The sequence below is a fragment of the Mesorhizobium sp. BHscii genome (genome assembly GCF_053848065.1).
The window spans coordinates 347,835-360,296 of record NZ_JBSPKW010000002.1 but is presented as its reverse complement, the minus strand read 5'-3'; the positions used below and the strand labels follow the sequence as shown (position 1 = coordinate 360,296).

The following is a 12,462-nucleotide window of genomic DNA, read 5'->3' as shown; positions in this document are numbered from 1 at the left end:
CAACAGCAGAAGGGCAGGAAATCATGCGGAAATTTCGGGCCGTCACTTTCGCTGCGCTGGTGGGCATGGCACTCACGCAGGGCCAGGTCGGGGCGCAGGACAATGACGACGACGCAGCCGCCGGTGCGGCCACCAAAACTGACGCCAGCCCCGAAGCCGAGAAGGCAACCCGGGCCAGCAAGGACGTGCCGGAACTTATCCTCGGCAGCAAGGAAGACCAGTTCACCGCCAACCAGAAGGACTTCCAGCTGATTGCCGGCCAGGGCTATCGCTGGAAGATCACCGCGGCGGGCGGGCTGGAGTACAAATTCCATACCGACCTCTTCCGCAATGTGTGGAACAACCAGATCGTGATCAATGACCTCGAGGTGCACATGAACGGCGCACCCGCATGGCTCGAATTCGACGCCGACGGCACCATCCAGGTGCAGTTCACCACCGTGAGGCCCGGCATCTACACATGGTCGGTGCCCGACCTCGCCGACAGAGGCATGAAGGGCACAATCACGATCAAGTAGGATCACCGGAAAGCGGGACCTTCGCGATCGGGCCCGGTGCGCTAGACTCCTGGTGCGCTAGGTGCGCTAGACTATCGTCGACGACAAGGAGCCAGCCGCGTGCAGCATGTGAGGACAAGCGGACCAGGAGATGAGGTGGCGGCGCTCGACGTCGTCGGCGTCAGCCATTCCTATGGTCCGAAGCGGGCGCTCAACGACGTCTCATTCTCGATCGCGCCGGCGACCTTCACCGTCCTTCTCGGCCTTAACGGCGCCGGCAAGACAACTCTGTTCTCGCTGATCAGCCATCTTTACGACACGCGCCGCGGATCGATCCGTATCTTCGGTCATGACGTCAGCCGCGCTTCTGGCGAAGCACTCAGGCGTGTCGGCATCGTGTTCCAGGCCCGCACGCTCGACCTCGATCTCAGCGTCCACCAGAACCTCTCCTATCACGCCGCGCTGCATGGCATCGGCGGACGCGAGGCCCGGCAGCGCATTGCCGCGCTGCTCGATACGGTCGACATGCAGGGCCGTCAGCATGACAAGGCACGCAGTCTTTCCGGCGGCCAGATGCGGCGCATCGAGATCGCCAGGGCGCTGCTCCACCGTCCTTCCCTGCTGCTGCTCGACGAGGCGACCGTCGGTCTCGACATCCAGTCGCGTGCGGGCATTCTCGCCACCATCCGCAAGCTCGTCGAAACCGAGGGCATTGGCGTGCTGTGGGCGACGCATCTGATCGACGAGGTCAAAGACGGCGACCATGTCGTCGTGCTGCGGCAGGGCGAACTGGTCGCCAAGGGCAAGGTTGCCGATGTCGTCAGGACGAGCGGCGCCGGTTCGATCCGCGACGCCTTTTCGAGGCTCAGCCGCATCGAGGCAGCCGGCATCGCGGAGATATCGCCATGAGCGCTCCCGCAATGCCCGAGAAAGTCGCCGGCATCATCCCGGTGAAGTTCGAAAAATTCGGCCTGCGCCATTATCTCATTTGCCTCAAAGGCGTCGTCCTGCGGGAGTGCCTGCGCTTCCTGCACCAGCGCGAACGCTTCATATCCTCGCTGGTTCGGCCGCTCATCTGGCTGTTCATTTTTGCCGCCGGATTCCGGCAGGTGCTCGGCGTATCGATCATCCCGCCCTACAAGACCTACGTGCTCTACGAGGTCTACATCACGCCGGGCTTGTGCGGCATGATCCTGCTGTTCTCAGGCATGCAGTCTTCGCTGTCGATGGTTTATGACCGCGAGATGGGCAACATGCGCACGCTTTTGGTCAGCCCCTTCCCGCGCTGGTTCCTGCTGGTGTCGAAGATGCTCGCCGGCGTCTCCGTATCGATTGCGCAGGTCTACGCGTTCCTGATCGTTGCCTGGTTCTGGGGCGTCAAGGCGCCGCCGATCGGCTATCTCATGGTGCTGCCGGCGTTGTTCTTGTCGGGCATGATGCTTTGCGCGCTCGGCATGCTTTTGTCGTCGATGATCAAGCAGCTCGAAAACTTCGCCGGCATCATGAACTTCGTCATCTTTCCCGGCTATTTCGCCTCTCCGGCGCTCTATCCATTGTGGCGCATCCAGGAGGCGAGCCCGCTGCTCTACAAAATCTGCCTCGCCAATCCGTTCACCTATGCCGTCGAACTGATCCGCTTCGCCTTCTACGGTCAGCTTGACTGGCTGTCGCTGGGCGTCGTTGCCGGTTGCACTGTTCTGTTCCTTGCAGCCGCCATCATCGCCTACGACCCTTCACGCGGCCTAATGATCCGCAAACAGGACACGGGAGGAAATGCCTGATGGCACGAATGAGCCTTGTTCGCAGCCTGGTTGTGGCTGCCATGCTCGCGCCGAACGTGAGCGCCAAGGCGGCGAGCACCGATCCGGACTGGCCCTGCATACAGCGCAAGGTGCCGCAACTCTCGCTCGGCCAGATCTGGAACGGGCCGGAGCTGCCGCCAGCGGCGAAGGACTTGTCGAAGGACGCCGCCGTCTCCGCCCTGGTCGAGGAGGTGGCAGCCCGGCAAATGCCGATTGCCGAAGCCCAAAGGAAGATCAAGGATTTCGCCGCCTCGCTGCCGGCCGAGCAGCTTGCCCCGAAAATGGCGATGCTGGTGCAAGGTATGTTCGATCAAATGGACGCCGAGCGTTCGCACGTGATCTCAGGCATTGCCCGTTACGCTCACAAGCAGCTCGAAATGGCCGCCGCGTTGCGCAAGGAAGCGTCCGACGTCGATGCGTTGCGGGCAAAGCCCGATGCAGATCCCGACGAGATCGAACGGCGAACCGAACAGCTGAAATTCGCAACGCGAATTTTCAACGAGCGCGTCCAATCACTGACTTACGTCTGTGAAGTGCCGACGATCATCGAGCAGCGGCTTTATCAATTGTCCAAGGCGGTCTCGGAAACACTCGCCGCGAAGAAGTAGAACCTCATTCAACCTTCGCGGCGGATCTCACGATCCCCGGCCGGGCAGCACGCGCCAGCGCTGAACGAAATAACCGGGATGCGTCTCGATCCACTGGGCGACCAGCGGCTGCGCCTGCATGAAGGCGGTCCCGGGATTCATCGCCAGGCCGTCCACCATCTGTTCGCGTTGTTCACAGGTCTGCGGCACATCGGTCAGGCAGACCATCATAACGAGCGTGTAAAGCATTTACCCCTTGTCCCCATCGAATCCCGAACCCCATGCCCGGGAGGTTTCAGTGATACCGACCAGTCTGCAGGGGTTCGCACATACAGATTGCTTACGGCTATGAGAGGACGCGGCCCCCGCTCTTTCGCACTGCAACATAACATATCGCTTATCTTACGCCAACGATCGCCGGGACGTTCTCCAGAGCAATTGCTTCAGGTTTGTGCTGCCTCGATGTGGCGCCGATATTTCCAGTGCCGATGAACCCGATCATCACGGCGTGTCGTCGATGTCGTCAGACCGGCAGCCCGTTCTCCTTACGCAGGCTCTTGTCGAATGCGAATGCGGGGCGAAACGGCGCAGGAAACTGACTTGGCGCGCCATTTTTTCCCGCCGCATAGCGCTTCTCGGAGGGCGTCAGCTATGAGCGCCCCTGGTGCCCGCACCGGCCAACTCGTCCGTCCAGCGCCGGAATAGCGCGCTGGCATTGACGCCTCCGAAGCCGAAGCCGTTGGAGATCGCGTAGTCCATTCCCATCGGGCGGGCTTGGTTTGCGACGAAGTCGATCCCGTCGCCGGCTGGATCCGGCGCGCTCAAATTGAGTGTCGGCGGTGCTACTTGATCCCTGAGCGCCAGGATTGTGAAGATCGCTCCAAGCCCGCCGGCGGCTCCGAGCAGGTGTCCGGTCGCCGACTTCGTTCCGCTGACAGCGATGGCGGAATCTGCGCCGAAGAGTGTTCTGATCGCCGCGATTTCCCCGAGGTCACCGACCGGGGTGGAGGTCGCGTGCGCATTGAGGTGGCGGACCTCACCCGGCGAGATGCCGGCTTGGGCGATCGCGATCTCCATAGCCCGCCGCGCCCCGTCGCCGTCCTCGGGACCGGAGGTGACGTGATGAGCATCCGCCGTCGTGCCGTAGCCGACGAGCTCGGCGAGCGGTTTCGCACCGCGCGCAAGCGCGTGGCTCAATTCCTCGATCACCAGAATGCCGGCTCCTTCGCCCATGACGAAGCCGTCACGCAACATGTCGAACGGACGGGAGGCCTGATCAGGACGGTGATTAAAGGAGGTCGAAAGAGAGCGAGCCGCGGCAAAACCACCGAGGCTGACGATATTCATGCATGCTTCCGTCCCGCCGCACACCGCGATGTCGGCTTCATTGGCGCGGATAAGACGAGCCGCATCGCCGATCGCCTGGATGCCGGCCGCACACGCCGTCACCGGTGCGCCGAGTGGCCCCTTGAAGCCATAGCGGATCGAGATGTGGCCCGCCGCGAGGTTCACCAGGAAGGACGGTACCGTAAACGGCGATAGACGGCGGACGCCGCGCCGGTCGACCGTGCGCACCGCCTCGGTTATGGCGGGGAATCCGCCGACGCCCGAGGCGATGATCGTAGCCGTACGCAGGCGATCCGCTTCCGAGGCGGGTGCCCATCCTGCTTGGGCGAGTGCCTCTTGTGCAGCGGCGAGTCCAAAGAGAATGAACCGGTCTACCTTGCGCTGGTCCTTTGGCGGCAGGACGGCATCCGGATCGAAACCAGCGTCCGGATCGTCTTCCAGCGACGGAACCACCCCGCCGATCTTCGCCGGCAGGTCTCCCACCACATCGCCGGGAAGCCTGCGGATACCTGAGCGACCAGCCAGGAGGCGCGACCAGGACGCTTCGACATCGGCAGCAAGGGGCGTGATCGCTCCCATGCCTGTAACGACAATCCGTCGCATCTGTTCTCCTATCGATCTCGGCAGGTGGCTAGAATCGCTTGGCTCCGCCCCGGCGAGGTGGCGCTCGGAAGAAGCGGTGCTTGCCACATTGACCACGGTTTCGCGGTTTTCCGCGGCCTGCATGCGGCTCACACGCATCGTCGAATTCCTTTTTTTAGATTGCGTTCGAAATCTATATCGGATATAGAGTGCGAATACAATCTATTTTGAGAGGAGGCGATGGGCATGAAAAAGCGGAATCGTGTGGTGTTAGCCGGTGTCTTGATCGCGGTGTCAGGGGCGGTGGCGTTCGCCACACTTGCCATTCCCACGCAGGAAGCCGCCGCCGTGGGCGACCCGAGGCAGGAACCCCCTATGGTCAGGTTGGCGATGGCAGCTCCGGTGGCCGGATCCGAACGCAGCTTCACGGGCATCATAGGAGCGAAGGTCGAGAGCAATCTCGGTTTTCGCGTCTCAGGCAAGATCGTGGAACGGCTCGTGGACGTCGGTCAGGAGGTCAAAGCCGGTCAGCCGCTGATGCGGATCGACGACACCGACCTTCGCCTTTCGCTCACGGCGAAGCGCAACGCTGTCGCTGCAGCACGCGCTGTCCTGGTTCAGGCGAGCGCGGACGAAAAGCGCTACGCTGTTCTGGTCAAGAAGGAGTTGGCTGCAACCCCGCAGCGGTACGAGCAGGCAAAGGCCGCGCTGGATACTGCCACGGCCCAGCTTGCCGCGGTGGAAGCGGAAGCGAAGGTCGCAGAGAACGAGGCGACCTACGCGGTCCTGGTGGCGAACGCGGATGGAACGGTGGTCGATACGCTTGGCGAGCCGGGGCAGGTCGTCTCCGCCGGCCAGCCGGTGGTTCGCATCGCCCAGGCCGGCCCCCGCGAAGCGGTGGTCGCGCTTCCCGAAACGATCCGGCCGGCGATCGGGTCGGTGGCCGAAGCCAGCGTGTATGGGGGTGATGGGCGTCGCTATGCAGCACATCTCCGGCAGTTATCGAACTCCGCCGATGCCCAGACCCGTACCTACGAGGCCCGCTATGTGCTTGATGGCGAGGCCGCGGCAACACCGCTTGGCGCGACGGTAACCATTCGGCTTGCAAGCCAGGCCGGTCAGCCTGAAGTCCAGGTGCCGCTGGGGGCTGTGCTCGATGATGGTCGGAAGACCGGCGTCTGGGTCCTGGACAGCGCCACCTCGACCGTACACTTTCAGCCCGTGCAGCTTGTTCGTGTGACCAGTGAATCCGCAGTGATCTCCGGATTGAACTCTGCCGATCCGATTGTTTCGCTCGGCGCTCACCTCCTGCAGGAGGGCGCTCAAGTCAGGACTGCATCCGAAAGCGGGGGCAAGTGATGAACCTCAATCTTTCCGCGATTGCCGTTCGCGAACGGGCCGTCACCCTGTTCTTCATCCTCTTGGCAGTGGCGGCCGGCGCCTATGCGTTTGTCATGCTCGGGCGGGCGGAAGACCCCAACTTCACCATCAAGACCCTGACGGTCACGACGGCGTGGCCGGGTGCGACAGCACGCGAGATGCAGGATCTCGTCGCCGAACCGTTGGAGAAACGGCTTCAGGAATTGACCTGGTACGACCGGGTGGAGACGACCACACGGCCGGGCTATGCCTATATGACGGTCACGCTGAGGGACGACACGCCGCCATCCGCCGTTGAGGAGGAGTTTTACCAGGCCCGCAAGAAGCTCGGGGATGAAGCCCGCAACCTGCCGCCCGGCGTCTTCGGCCCCTTCGTCAACGACGAATATTCGGACGTGAGCTTCGCCCTTTATGCTCTGAAGGCCAAGGGCATGCCGATGCGTGAGCTGGCCAGGCAGGCCGAAGTGATCCGCCAGGACCTCCTGCACGTGCCCGGCGTCAAGAAGATCAACATCCTCGGTGAGCGTCCCGAACAGATATTCGTCGAGTTCTCCTACGCCAAATTGACAACCCTCGGCGTCTCGGCACAGGACATCGTCGCCGCCTTGCAGCGGCAGAACACCGTCACACCGGCGGGCTCGATCGACACTCAGGGGCCGCGGGTCTTCATCCGGGTCGACGGCGCTTATGACAGCGTCCAGGCGATCGCCGACACGCCGATCGTCGCTTCGGGGCGGACGCTGAAGCTCTCCGACATTGCCGAGGTCCGCCGCGGCTACGAGGATCCGCCCACATATCTCATCCGCCGCCAGGGTGAGCCCACCATCATGCTGGCAGCCGTCATGCAGGAGGGCTGGGACGGTCTCGCGCTCGGCAAGGCGCTGGAGGACAGAACTGCGGCCATCGCACAGACACTCCCGCTCGGGATGACGCTCGACAAGGTGAGCGATCAGGCCGTCAACATTACCTCGGCGGTCGACGAATTCATGATGAAGTTCGCGATGGCGCTCGGCGTGGTGCTGCTGATCGCCCTGATCAGCATGGGTTGGCGCGTCGGCATCGTCGTGGCGGCCGCCGTTCCTCTGACGCTTGCGGTCGTCTTCCTCATCATGCTGGAAACCGGCCGGTTCTTCGACCGCATCACGCTCGGCGCTCTCATCCTGGCGCTCGGTCTTCTCGTGGACGATGCCATCATCGCCATCGAGGTGATGGTGGTGAAGATGGAAGAGGGCATGGACCGCATCAAGGCGGCGGCCTATGCGTGGAGCCACACCGCGGCGCCGATGCTGTCGGGAACGCTCGTGACGGTCGCCGGGTTCCTGCCGGTGGGCTTCGCGCGCTCCACGGCCGGCGAATACGCGGGCAACATCTTCTGGGTCGTCGGGTTTGCCCTTATCATCTCGTGGATCGTCGCGGTGATCTTCACGCCCTATCTTGGCGTCAAGATGCTGCCCGAGATCAAACCGGTCGAAGGCGGTCACCACGCGATCTACGACACACCGAACTATCGGCGCCTGCGGCGGCTCATCGTCCTTGCCGTGCGGCACAAGTTCGTAATCAGCGGTATTGTCGCCATCGCCTTCGTGCTTTCCGTCGTCGGCATGGGCTCCCTCAAACAGCAGTTCTTCCCAACATCCGACCGCCCCGAAGTGCTGGTGGAGGTTCGCCTGCCGGAAGGCACCAGCATCGAGACGACGACCGCCACGGTCGAGACGCTCGAAGGCTGGCTGGACGACCAGCCCGAGGCTGAGATCGTCACGAGCTATGTCGGTCAGGGCGCTCCCCGCTTCTTCTTCGCGATGGCGCCGGAATTGCCCGATCCCGCCTTCGCCAAGATCGTCGTGCTGACACCGGACGCGGAGGCGCGCGAGGCATTGAAGCACCGGCTCCGGGAGGCGGTGTCCCAAGGGCTTGCACCCGGGGCCGACGTACGTGTCACCCAACTTGTGTTCGGGCCCTACACGCCGTTCCCGGTCGAGTTTCGGGTCATGGGACCTGATCCCGTGCAACTCTACAGCATTTCCGAGAAGGCCCTCGACATCATGCGGGACGTCCCGGACGTACGGCAGGCCAACCGCGACTGGGGCAACCGCACGCCCGTGCTCCGCTTCGTCCCGGATCAGGACCGGCTGAACCTCATCGGCCTCTCGCCTGCCCAGGTGGCCCAGCAACTGCAATTCCTCCTCACCGGTATCCCCGTAACGCAGGTCCGCGAGGACATCCGCAATGTCCCCGTCGTCGCACGCAGCGCCGGGGCTGAGCGGCTGGATCCGGCACGCCTGGCGGATTTCTCGCTGATGAGCCGGGACGGCCGCCAGATTCCGCTCGACCAGATCGGCCATTCGGAAATCCGCCTGGAAGAGCCGATCCTGAAGCGCCGCGATCGCACGCCCGTCATCACGATCCGCTCGGACATCAACGAGGCGACCCAGCCTCCGGAGGTTTCCAAGCAGATCATGAAGGCCCTTCAGCCGCTGATCGCGTCTCTTCCGGCCGGCTATCGCATCGAACTGGGCGGATCGATCGAGGAGGCCGAAAAGGCCAACACCGCGCTGGGTAAAGTCTTTCCGGCCATGATCGCCGCCATGCTGATCGTCATCATATTGCAGGTGCGGTCCTTCTCGACAATGGCCATGGTCATGCTGACGGCACCGCTCGGCCTCGTCGGCGTCGTGCCTATGTTGCTCACCTTCAACCAGCCCTTCGGCTTCAACGCCATTCTGGGCCTGATTGGTCTGGCCGGCATCCTGATGCGCAACACGCTGATCCTGACCGAACAGATCAAGGAGAACCAGGCGGCCGGCCTCGACGACTATCACGCCGTCATCGAGGCCACGGTGCAACGCACGCGGCCGGTGATCCTGACCGCACTTGCCGCCGTGCTGGCCTTCATCCCCCTCACGCACTCTGTCTTCTGGGGATCGATGGCCTATACGCTGATCGGCGGTACGGCGGTCGGCACGGTGCTGATCCTGCTCTTCCTTCCAGCGCTCTATGCCGCGTGGTTCCGGATCAAGCCAACAGCAGACGACGTCCATGAGGAGCCATCCGACTCGACGGATGAACTGGAAATGCAAACAACATTAGCCGCCGAATAGGGTTCTGTTGCCGGAGGAGGCGGTTCAAGTTCTCGTCCGCTGGCCTTTGCCTGAACATGCGCAGGGCAAGCTGCACGATCTTGCCGCTTACAGATGATCGTCCAGGGCGAGCCCGGCAGTCATCAGTTCTGGAGACATTTATGAATCGTCCCGTCCGAACGCGAACTGATCCCGACGAGATGCGCGCACGCATCCTGGAGGTCGCGGAGGAGCACTTCCGCCGCATCGGCCACCACAAGACGTCGGTGGCCGACATCGCCTCCGAGATCGGCATGAGCCCGGCGAACGTCTACCGTTTCTTCGCCTCCAAGGGTGCGATCAACGAGTCCATCTATGGACGTGTCGTGAACGAGGTCGCTGAGATCGCCTTTGCGATCGCATGCACGAACGCGACAGCCTCGGAAAAACTCGACCGGCTCCTGACCGCTATTCACCACCACAACAAGACGAAACTGATCAAGGAAAAGCGCATGCACGACATGATTGTCGACGCCATGCAGGCGAACTCGGCGATCATCAAAGCGCATATCGAGGGGATGGTGACAATCTTCGAGGCGATCATCCGCGAGGGCATCGAAGCGGGCGAATTCATCGTCGAAGATCCCGCGGAAGCGGCGCGTGCGATCAAGACCGCGTTCACGCCGTTCTTCCACCCGATTCTGATCGAGCACAGCGTTCAACACGGCGAAGACACCGAAGCGGGCCTGCGCGAGCAGATTCGCTTTATTCTGAAGGCTCTCGGCAAGTCGGACTAGGCGGCCTGGGAAGGCGGCTGCCAGCACATCGCAAAGCCACCAGGCGTTTCGAGCGCATGCGTCTGCGCGAATTCCAGCTCGCAGTAATCGCCCACGACATCAGACTTGATGGATATGAGAAGCAGCGGCCCGCAGCCTATCGCCGACGCGTCGAATGGTTCGGTCCGGCTGTGGGTCCTTACCGGCAGCTCTGCGCTTCCGCGCGAATGCTGCCGTCCGCCAGCCTCGCAACGAGCTCGAGCCCGGTGCAGTCCGCCAGCTCGGCGATTGAGCCTGTCGCGCTGCGCGCTTCGCTCGCAGAATCCATCGTCATTGGCGCGGTCCTTGCTGGGCATCGCCCGCAGACGACGCAATCAGCACGCTCTCGGCCGCCGCTTGCAGGAACCGCTTCGACAGCCGCTCGTCGTTGACAGCCCGCGAGAGGACTACCGCGCCGACCATGGTCGAGAGAATGGCCATGGCCTTGCCACTGGGCTCCTCGCCGTCGCCAACCCAATTACCGAGCATCTCGAGGTACTCCCTGACGCCGGCTTCGAATGACGCCTTGACATCGGCGCCCTGCCTGGCGGCGTCCGAGCCGAGCGCCACGACCGGGCAGCCGTCCATTCTGTCTGCGCGATGGTCCAAACTGAGGTAGAATGCGATCACCGCGCCAAGCGGATCCTCAGGATTGGCCGCGGCTGCGGCCGACCATCGGTGGAAGGCACTCTCCATCGCCCGCCTGGACGCCTGCGCCGCCAGATCGTCCTTTGATGCGAACTGCTTGTAAAACGCGCCCTGGGTCAGCCCGGCAGCCTCCATCAGGTCCTTAAGGCCGATGCCGTCAAAGCCGCGCTCCCGAAAAAGCCGGCTTGCCACATTGATCACGGTTTCGCGGTTTTCCGCCGCCTGAATGCGACTCACACGCATCGTCATCTCCTAAATTAGCTTGCGTTCGACATCTATAGCAGATATAGAGTGCGAACGCAATCCAATTTGGCTGCGCACGGGTGCCCGCGATCACGCCATCGAAAATTTGGAGGAGAGGTCAAATGCTATACAGTTATTTTGTCGAGAAATCGATCCGGGAGAGCTTCGACCACGTCAACAAACATCGCTGGGATGAGGCGGTGAAAGCACTCGTGCCGCATGTCCATCACCGCGTTTCCGGCACCCATGCGCTTGGTGGTGAGCGGCACGACAAAGAAGCCGTGCGCCGCTGGTTTGAGCGCCTCGGCCGCGTCCTGCCCAATCTCCATCTTACGGTCAACCACGTCTGGGTGAAGGGCTGGCCGTGGCATACCACCGTCTTTGCCCAGTGGGACGGCACCGCGACGCTGCTCAACGGCGACGCGTCCTACGTCAACAGCGGTCTCCACGTGTTCACCCTGCGATGGGGCAAGGTCTATGCCCTCGAGGAATTCTACGATTCACAAGCAGCAGCCCGCGGTCTTGCCGCCCAAGCGGCAACTGGCCTCGAAGAAGCTGTCGCCGAACCAATTGTAGGCTAGCAGAAGTGCAGTCGGCGGCCGCAGCGTAACCGCGGGTACGCTAGCCCGTGGCCATGCCGGGCATCGCCCGCAGACGACCCCATCAGCACGCTCTCAGCGGCCGCTTGCAGGAACCGCTTCGACAGCGCTCGTCGTTGCCGGTCCGCGAGACCACCGGCGGGTGGCGCTCTCCATCGCCCGCCCTCGATGCCTGCACCGCCAGATCGTCCTTGGAGGCGAACTGCTTGTAGAACGCGCCCTGGGTCAGCCCGGCACCTAAGGCCGATGCCGTCAAAGCCGCGCTCCCGAAAAAGCCCGCTTGCCACATTGATCACGGTTTCGCGGATTTCCGCAGCGCCTCACAGGCATCATTATTTTTCATTTTTAGATTGCATTCGTAATCTAACTCCTTTATAGAGTTCGAACGCAATCTAAAAAGAAGGAGTACGAGATGATCCGCAAAACCCTGAGCGCCTCGGTTTTGGCCGCGCTGTTTCTTGCCGCCCCGGCATTTGCCGAGGAAGCCACCATAGGACGCCCGATCGAAGCCGGCAGCCTGCACGAGGGACACCTCGACATGGTCGTCTATTACGTCCCGGCCGAGGGCGACCTCCTGGAGGTCACCGCCACCTTCGCGCCGAAGATCGGGGGCGATCCGCAGCGCGTCGTCATGGGCCTCGCCGACGGGGACTCCGTGGCCTTTTCGATGCCGGGCAACCGGGGCGCCCTCTACGCGTTCTCGAGGTCCGGCGAGGAGGTGACGGTGTCGTCCGAGACCGACGTGCACCTGCGAGCCGACGCCAGTGCACTGACCCGTCCTGCAGACGGCAGCCTGCGTGCTGCTGGCCGAGAGCTCGCGTCCGTGGGGCCGATGTAAAGGTCAAACGCAATCTAACTTGAGAGCGACGAGGGCCATCGTTTGTCTGAAGGGTTTGCCCTGGGGCC

General features: G+C 62.8%; 12 protein-coding genes and 2 pseudogenes. 9 read left to right on the top strand and 5 right to left on the bottom strand.

What is annotated here, in order from left to right; genetic code table 11:
• Positions 1 to 23 precede the first annotated feature (23 nt).
• The 4 genes from ACWTU7_RS04550 (at position 24) to ACWTU7_RS04535 (ending at position 2,907) form a co-directional block, all read left to right on the top strand.
• On the top strand, positions 24 to 518 hold the full coding sequence (locus ACWTU7_RS04550; RefSeq protein ID WP_455837741.1) for a hypothetical protein: 495 nt from the start codon (positions 24 to 26) through the stop codon (positions 516 to 518).
• Positions 519 to 617: 99 nt separating this feature from the next.
• Positions 618 to 1,406, top strand: coding sequence for an ATP-binding cassette domain-containing protein (locus ACWTU7_RS04545; RefSeq protein WP_455837742.1), 789 nt, complete (start codon positions 618 to 620; stop codon positions 1,404 to 1,406).
• An 11-nt stretch (positions 1,407 to 1,417) separates the two neighbouring features.
• Complete coding sequence (locus ACWTU7_RS04540; protein ID WP_455837991.1) at positions 1,418 to 2,278, top strand: ABC transporter permease; 861 nt, start codon at positions 1,418 to 1,420, stop codon at positions 2,276 to 2,278.
• Entirely contained in the window at positions 2,278 to 2,907 is a 630-nt protein-coding gene (locus tag ACWTU7_RS04535) for a hypothetical protein (RefSeq protein ID WP_455837743.1), read from the top strand. Before ACWTU7_RS04540 ends, ACWTU7_RS04535 begins: the two co-directional genes overlap by 1 nt.
• Before the next feature lie 27 nt (positions 2,908 to 2,934).
• On the opposite strand, the gene ACWTU7_RS04530 is transcribed toward ACWTU7_RS04535, so the two are convergent.
• The 3 genes and pseudogenes from ACWTU7_RS04530 to fabF form a co-directional block, all read right to left on the bottom strand.
• Positions 2,935 to 3,135 carry a hypothetical protein gene (locus ACWTU7_RS04530; protein ID WP_095518885.1) on the bottom strand — a complete coding sequence of 67 codons (201 nt, stop codon included), beginning with the start codon at positions 3,133 to 3,135 and terminating at the stop codon, positions 2,935 to 2,937.
• Positions 3,136 to 3,409: 274 nt separating this feature from the next.
• A pseudogene (locus ACWTU7_RS04525) lies at positions 3,410 to 3,523 on the bottom strand (oxidoreductase); the annotation flags it as partial.
• Between the two features lie 8 nt (positions 3,524 to 3,531).
• Complete coding sequence (gene fabF, locus ACWTU7_RS04520; protein ID WP_455837744.1) at positions 3,532 to 4,836, bottom strand: beta-ketoacyl-ACP synthase II; 1,305 nt, start codon at positions 4,834 to 4,836, stop codon at positions 3,532 to 3,534.
• A gap of 225 nt (positions 4,837 to 5,061) precedes the next feature.
• Between fabF and ACWTU7_RS04515 the strand changes: the two genes are divergently transcribed.
• From ACWTU7_RS04515 to ACWTU7_RS04505, 3 genes are all read left to right on the top strand, one after another.
• Positions 5,062 to 6,174 (top strand): efflux RND transporter periplasmic adaptor subunit, encoded by a 1,113-nt coding sequence (locus ACWTU7_RS04515; RefSeq protein ID WP_455837745.1) that lies wholly within the window; start codon positions 5,062 to 5,064, stop codon positions 6,172 to 6,174.
• Positions 6,174 to 9,293 (top strand): efflux RND transporter permease subunit, encoded by a 3,120-nt coding sequence (locus ACWTU7_RS04510; RefSeq protein WP_455837746.1) that lies wholly within the window; start codon positions 6,174 to 6,176, stop codon positions 9,291 to 9,293. The genes ACWTU7_RS04515 and ACWTU7_RS04510 overlap by 1 nt, the downstream gene beginning before the upstream one ends.
• A gap of 140 nt (positions 9,294 to 9,433) precedes the next feature.
• Positions 9,434 to 10,048 carry a TetR family transcriptional regulator gene (locus ACWTU7_RS04505; protein ID WP_455837747.1) on the top strand — a complete coding sequence of 205 codons (615 nt, stop codon included), beginning with the start codon at positions 9,434 to 9,436 and terminating at the stop codon, positions 10,046 to 10,048.
• Positions 10,049 to 10,357: 309 nt separating this feature from the next.
• On the opposite strand, the gene ACWTU7_RS04500 is transcribed toward ACWTU7_RS04505, so the two are convergent.
• The gene (locus ACWTU7_RS04500) at positions 10,358 to 10,957 is read right to left on the bottom strand and encodes a TetR/AcrR family transcriptional regulator (RefSeq protein WP_455837748.1); all 600 of its coding nucleotides are present in this window, start codon (positions 10,955 to 10,957) and stop codon (positions 10,358 to 10,360) included.
• Between the two features lie 122 nt (positions 10,958 to 11,079).
• Here ACWTU7_RS04500 and ACWTU7_RS04495 point away from each other — a divergent pair, with 122 nt between their 5' ends.
• Positions 11,080 to 11,538, top strand: coding sequence for a nuclear transport factor 2 family protein (locus ACWTU7_RS04495; protein ID WP_455837749.1), 459 nt, complete (start codon positions 11,080 to 11,082; stop codon positions 11,536 to 11,538).
• A gap of 111 nt (positions 11,539 to 11,649) precedes the next feature.
• Here the strand turns inward: ACWTU7_RS04495 and ACWTU7_RS04490 are convergent.
• Positions 11,650 to 11,864: pseudogene (locus ACWTU7_RS04490) on the bottom strand (TetR/AcrR family transcriptional regulator); the annotation flags it as partial.
• Between the two features lie 104 nt (positions 11,865 to 11,968).
• Here ACWTU7_RS04490 and ACWTU7_RS04485 point away from each other — a divergent pair.
• Positions 11,969 to 12,394, top strand: a complete 426-nt coding sequence (locus tag ACWTU7_RS04485) for a hypothetical protein (protein ID WP_455837750.1) — start codon at positions 11,969 to 11,971, stop codon at positions 12,392 to 12,394.
• The last annotated feature ends 68 nt before the right edge of the window (positions 12,395 to 12,462 follow it).

Excerpts from the sequence above, each read along its gene's own strand:
- ACWTU7_RS04550 (WP_455837741.1), top strand. The coding sequence starts at position 24 with ATGCGGAAATTTCGGGCCGTCACTTTCGCTGCGCTGGTGGGCATGGCA.
- ACWTU7_RS04540 (WP_455837991.1), top strand. The coding sequence starts at position 1,418 with ATGCCCGAGAAAGTCGCCGGCATCATCCCGGTGAAGTTCGAAAAATTC.
- ACWTU7_RS04535 (WP_455837743.1), top strand. The coding sequence starts at position 2,278 with ATGGCACGAATGAGCCTTGTTCGCAGCCTGGTTGTGGCTGCCATGCTC.
- ACWTU7_RS04530 (WP_095518885.1), bottom strand. The coding sequence starts at position 3,135 with ATGCTTTACACGCTCGTTATGATGGTCTGCCTGACCGATGTGCCGCAG.
- fabF (WP_455837744.1), bottom strand. The coding sequence starts at position 4,836 with ATGCGACGGATTGTCGTTACAGGCATGGGAGCGATCACGCCCCTTGCT.
- ACWTU7_RS04515 (WP_455837745.1), top strand. The coding sequence starts at position 5,062 with ATGAAAAAGCGGAATCGTGTGGTGTTAGCCGGTGTCTTGATCGCGGTG.
- ACWTU7_RS04510 (WP_455837746.1), top strand. The coding sequence starts at position 6,174 with ATGAACCTCAATCTTTCCGCGATTGCCGTTCGCGAACGGGCCGTCACC.
- ACWTU7_RS04505 (WP_455837747.1), top strand. The coding sequence starts at position 9,434 with ATGAATCGTCCCGTCCGAACGCGAACTGATCCCGACGAGATGCGCGCA.
- ACWTU7_RS04500 (WP_455837748.1), bottom strand. The coding sequence starts at position 10,957 with ATGCGTGTGAGTCGCATTCAGGCGGCGGAAAACCGCGAAACCGTGATC.
- ACWTU7_RS04495 (WP_455837749.1), top strand. The coding sequence starts at position 11,080 with ATGCTATACAGTTATTTTGTCGAGAAATCGATCCGGGAGAGCTTCGAC.
- ACWTU7_RS04485 (WP_455837750.1), top strand. The coding sequence starts at position 11,969 with ATGATCCGCAAAACCCTGAGCGCCTCGGTTTTGGCCGCGCTGTTTCTT.